Origin of the sequence: Kaistella sp. (assembly GCF_049588135.1) — a bacterium.
Classification (GTDB): Bacteria; Bacteroidota; Bacteroidia; order Flavobacteriales; family Weeksellaceae; genus Kaistella.
The window spans coordinates 1-5,484 of sequence record NZ_JBAVFG010000075.1 but is presented as its reverse complement, the minus strand read 5'-3'; the positions used below and the strand labels follow the sequence as shown (position 1 = coordinate 5,484).

Below are 5,484 nucleotides of genomic sequence, written 5' to 3'. Positions count from 1 at the left end.
GCCTAAACTGTTAACATCAGTTTTTACCAGCCTAAAGTCTTTGCGGGGAGCTTTCCCAAAATAATGTTCGTATTCGGCTAAGGAACTGATTCTGAAGGGCAGGTTAATTAAAGACTTAGACCCATTTTTCGCCTTTTCCGTATAGCCTATAAAAGCGGGTACTGCGGTTGCCACTTCTACAACGGAGTTTGGGAATGCATTTTTTTCAATGATATAGACGCCCGGAGTTTTAAGGGTATTCATTTAATTGATATTTTGGTTTTAGATTTTTGTAAATGCTACATTTTCGTATGATTCTTCATCGCTGTTTATAATTGTTTACCGACTAAAGTACAATCAAATATAATATTTCTACCAGCAGTATGAAGTTTTCATCGAATAATTTTTCGATGAATTAAGTTTCATAACACAGTGGGTATTTCTTCAGGCTTGATAAAAATACGAAGACTTTCCCGCTCTCCGAAGTGTCCTCACTTCGGAGTCACAACAAGCAATCTTACCCTTCCACCCCTTCAATAAAAACCTCCACAAAATCCTGAACCTTTTGGATGATTCTCTTTCCGATATTATTTCTTTCCTTGAGTTTGGGTTTAATTTCGAGAAGTTGCAGTGCCTCGCTTAGCTTTGGGGTTTTAGACGTAAACAAAAACTGATTAATTGTTTCCTGAAATTTGTCTTTATTAAGCGATTCTTCTGTGGCAATTTTTTCAAAAGCTGCCACTTTTTCTTTATTCCAGTAAGTTTCAAATTCGTCCGTTACAGAATCTCCATCAGCAACCAAAGGCAGATTTTCTTCAATGAATTTTTCAATCAAAACTTTCTTGCTTCGCAGCTGTGCGTCACCAGAGAGGATTTCCCGGATTTCTTTCATCTTCTGTTCCCGCTTAGCCCCTTTAAGATCAGAATCTTTTAAGTTCGCTAATAAGGTAAGTATATAACTGACATTAATTTCATCTCGGTGGATCAGTTCCAGTTCAAAATCGACATCATCCAGAATGCTTTCCTTTCCTTCTCCGCCGGTCTTTGGATGGGTAGAGGTCCAAATATCAAGATATTTGCTTTTGTATCCATCGAATTCAAACTCCTTCATATCCAGGGTGTCAAAACTGAAATCTGCAAAAGATTTTAAGATATTAAGAATCCGCATCACTTCCCTGAAAGCATGTACAAACTCAAATTTCTCCTGTTCTGTTTGATAACGGTCAACACTCTCAATTTCCGGAGCTATTACTTTAAGCTTCAACAAAGCAGAATTAAACAGTTCAATATAGTCTTCAATGGGCTGAAGGATCACTTCATGAATGCTTTCTTTATTCGAAAATAAGGTCACCGCTTCATCGGTAGCAGATTTCAGGTTTCTGAAACACATAATATTTCCTTGGGACTTTTTCTCCCCCAAAATCCGGTTGGTTCGCGAGAATGCCTGAATTAAGCCGTGGTATTTAAGATTTTTATCAACAAATAAAGTATTGAGCTGCGGACTGTCAAAACCCGTCAAAAACATATTCACGACAATGATTAAATCCGCTTCTTTATTCCGAACTCTTTTTGCAATATCATTATAATAATTATAAAAACTCTGCGAATCCTTGGTGGTGAAATTCGTTCCGAACATCTCATTGTAATGTCCTATATATTTTTCGAGTACATTTCTGCTGTGCGAATCTCCATATTGTGCTGCTGCTTCTGCAACCATACCCAAATCATCCGCTTCTTCTTCATGAATACCATCCGCTTCTTTGGCTTCTTCATTACTTCCATAACTGAAAATGGTGACCACTTTTAAATGGTGTTTTCCTTCTTCTTTTTTCTTCTGAAAAAGATCATAGTATTTCTGCAGAACCTCGATACTGCTTACACAAAACATAGCATTAAAGGTCTTTTGATGCGTTTTTCTCCCGTATTCCGAAATAATATAATCGGTTATTTTTTCAATCCGTTTCGGGCTTTCCAATAATTCCTGCGTATTGATTCCTTCAACTTCCGTATCAATATAGGTATTGCTTCCCTCCTTTTCTTTATACCGTCCAACGTATTCAACAGAAAATTTCAAAACATTATCATCTCGGATGGCGTCAGTAATCACATATTTGTGCAGACATTCGCCGAAAAGCATATTCGTTGTTGCAGCCTGTCCCTCAAGTTTTCCTACTGAATTTTTTTCAGAAATCGGAGTTCCCGTAAAACCGATCATCTGCGCATTTTCAAAATATTTTTTAATGTTCTGATGCGTTTCTCCAAACTGGCTTCTATGGCATTCATCAAAAATAAAAACCACCTTTTGATCTTTCAGATGTTCGATTTTTCTGCCGTGTTTTTCTTTCGTAATGGCGGTGTTCAGCTTTTGTAAAGTCGTAACAATCAATTTGGTACCGTCGGAAAGTTGCTTCACAAGATGTCGGGTATTTTCTGTGGCATCCACACTTCCCTTTTCAAAAGCATCAAATTCTTTTTGGGTTTGGTAATCCAGATCTTTTCGATCCACCACAAAAACCACTTTTTCAACTTTAGGAATTTCTTTCAGAATCTGGCTTGCCTTAAAGGCAGTCAGCGTTTTTCCCGAACCGGTGGTGTGCCAGATAAACCCGTTATTATCGGTATTTCTTACGCGTTCTACGATTTTCTCAACCGCATAATATTGGTAAGGACGAAGCACCATCAATATTTTATAGGTCTGATTCAGTACAATGTACTTCGTAATCATTTTAGCAATATGGCAGGGCTCCAAAAACGCCTGCGCAAATTCTTCCAGCTGCGTAATATTATTGTTATGCTCATCAGACCAGAAAAAAGTCTGCTTAAAGCTTTGCTTGGCGTTGTTTGAATAATATTTGGTATTTACTCCATTGCTGATGATGAAAAGCTGCACGTAATTGAATAATCCGCTGCCGGAAGTAAAAGATTGATGATGATAACGGTTGATTTGGTGGAATGCTTCTTTCATTTCCAGTCCCCGCCGTTTCAGCTCAATCTGCACGAGCGGCAATCCATTGATGAGAATGGTCACATCATAACGGTTTTTATATTCACCTGACTGTGAAACCTGATTCGTAACCTGAAACTGGTTTTGGCACCAGTGATCCTGATTGATGAATTCAATCCATTCCGAGGAGCCGTCATCTTTAGTAAATTGAAAACGGTCGCGAAGGATTTTAGCTTTTTCGAAAACATTGCCTTTCGAAAGGTGATTCAGAATTTTTTCAAATTCTTTGTCCGAAAATATTTTCTTATTATGAATTTCGAGCTGCGTTTTTAGGTTTTTAATAAGTTCAGCTTCATTACAGATCTTGACTTTCTTATGTCCTAATGCTAATAACTGTTCAATAAGTTTCTGTTCTAAAATATATTCGGGTTGGCTTGACATGGGCTATTTTTAAGTTTTCGTTTTATTTGGTCCAAAGTTTTTCGTTTTCCCATTCGGGTTTCATTCCTAGGGCATTAGGATCTACTGATGGATATTTTTGAAGGAGGGCAGATAAGCGTGGTGTAAAGTCATTAGCAGGATAAATGATATTGATGAGGTATTTCATCAGACACAGATGAATATATAAATGTTGGAATTCGTGTTGTTTGGGAACATCTTCTACCCACTCAAAAGGAGGTTTTGGTAAAAGCTTCGGACTGCCCGGTAAATTTTTATTCCACAGTCTGGAATGGTGCGCGCAATAGTTTCTGATTTGGGCAATTGATTGTAGCCAACTTGGCAAATAAGTGTGATTTACAGCTCCCAGTTCTACGGCTATTAAATCTTTGGATTTAATCGTGTTTTTTAAATTTCCGTACAGCTTAGACAATGAGCCGAAACTGGTTTGTTCCAGCGTTTTCCAAGAAGGCGGAAACCGTTGGTCATCTTTATGTTTTTTAAAATGGTCTTTAATATACTTTTCTTTGCTTCTGGAAATTTCTTCTTCAATGTTTGCTAGTGTTTTAACCAAAGCCAAATTATCAGTAAACAACTCAAAGTTTTGAAACCACCAGGGACCAAACTCATGGGATAAATGATAAATTAATTTGGTTCTTAAGCTTATTTCAATTCTTTCAATGACATCAAACAGAAGCATCCGTAATTCACGGTCAAATTCATATAAAAAGATGACATCTGAAAATACAGATTGGGGTTTGAAAATATGATTTTCTTTATCAGACTGCAGGGAATACCAGTATTCGCCTAACCGGTAGTAACTGACATGGGATAAGTACTGAACTGCCAGATTCTCATCATCAATGGTGAGTCCTCTTGATTTTAAGAGTTGTATTTGTTCGGGTACTGTAGTGGGGCCTTTTAGGAACATTGGTAGGGTTAGCAATATTGTAAAAGTAAGAAAAATATTGCGAAGATGAACCCTATAAAAAGCAAAAGACACACCCTGGGACGCTGATCTAACGGGTAGCGCGGTGTGTACTGTTGCTGCAAATGTACAACTAATTGTTATATTACACAAATATTGTATTACAAAACGATATACATTTGTTTATTTCAAGGCCCGAAACATCTGATCAATTGCTTTCTTTTTCTGTTCCATATTAGGATGCACATATAAATTCAAAGTCGTACTGATATTGGAATGACCCAATAAAACACTCACCGTTTTATAATCGCAGTTGCTTTCAATGCATCTCGTGGCGAAACTGTGACGCAACCCGTGGAATTTCAGTTCAGGTATCTCTAATTGTTTCATCAGGATTTTATAATAACTGCGGTACGTTCGGGGTTCAGTAGGTTTGGCATCATTGGTCAAAACAAAAAAGGCAGGATTGACAATCTTTTTAAACGGTTTCAGCATTCGAAGCAATTCACGGCTCATCGGGATTTCGCGGATGGAATTTTTGGTCTTCGGCGTGTCGAGCAGCAATTCTGTTCTGCGGTTTCCGTCTTCGATCATATAGATTCTCTGAATGGTTTTCCGGATATGGATCGTTCCGTTATCAGTATCGACATCTTCCCAAGTCAAGGCGCAGATTTCCCCAATCCGGATTCCGGAAGAAAGACAGATATAAACGCCAAGATTCCTGAAAGTAAAGTGTTCCTGAATATAACCCATAATTTTTTTCTGATGCGTTCTGCTCAGCACTTCGATGCTTGGATTCTCCCGAACCGTTGGATACTGAATATCAAAAGGAGTATAAGTTAATAGTTTGTGTTTTGCTCCGAATTTAAGCACCATTTTCATGACGATCAGAACATCTTTAATGCTTTTCTGACTTAAACCTTGTTCGAGTTTTTGAAAGACAAATCTCTGCACAGCAGCTTCCTCAATTTCATCGGTACATTCACCAAAAACGGGCAACAAATGATTTTCCAGCAGCAGCACATAAGCCGAGAAACTTGATTTTTTCACATACATTTTTTTGTCTGTTTTCCATAGTGTTACGATTTGGGCGAATGTTTTTTTTGAATTCATAAATTTTATTTTTAAGATTATTCTCAAAAGTTATGAATAAAGGATTTGAGAGTTTAAATCCTTTACATTATTAGGACTATAG

Annotated in this window: 3 protein-coding genes and 1 pseudogene; all 4 read right to left on the bottom strand. The window is 37.5% G+C overall.

Annotation, left to right across the window (positions count from 1 at the left end; all coding sequences use genetic code 11):
• Nucleotides 1-243 (bottom strand): annotated as a pseudogene (locus tag WBY99_RS04205) (phage tail protein); the annotation flags it as partial.
• A 253-nt stretch (nt 244-496) separates the two neighbouring features.
• Nucleotides 497-3,364: a type I restriction endonuclease subunit R gene (locus tag WBY99_RS04200; RefSeq protein WP_423975082.1), complete on the bottom strand. Its 2,868-nt coding sequence runs from the start codon at nt 3,362-3,364 to the stop codon at nt 497-499.
• Nucleotides 3,365-3,386: 22 nt separating this feature from the next.
• On the bottom strand, nt 3,387-4,307 hold the full coding sequence (locus tag WBY99_RS04195; protein WP_423975081.1) for an Abi family protein: 921 nt from the start codon (nt 4,305-4,307) through the stop codon (nt 3,387-3,389).
• Nucleotides 4,308-4,472: 165 nt separating this feature from the next.
• Nucleotides 4,473-5,402, bottom strand: a complete 930-nt coding sequence (locus WBY99_RS04190; RefSeq protein ID WP_423975080.1) for a tyrosine-type recombinase/integrase — start codon at nt 5,400-5,402, stop codon at nt 4,473-4,475.
• Nucleotides 5,403-5,484 lie beyond the last annotated feature (82 nt).

What these genes read in the sequence shown, in the direction of transcription:
- WBY99_RS04200 (WP_423975082.1), bottom strand. Translation starts at nt 3,364, where the DNA reads ATGTCAAGCCAACCCGAATATATTTTAGAACAGAAACTTATTGAACAG.
- WBY99_RS04190 (WP_423975080.1), bottom strand. Translation starts at nt 5,402, where the DNA reads ATGAATTCAAAAAAAACATTCGCCCAAATCGTAACACTATGGAAAACA.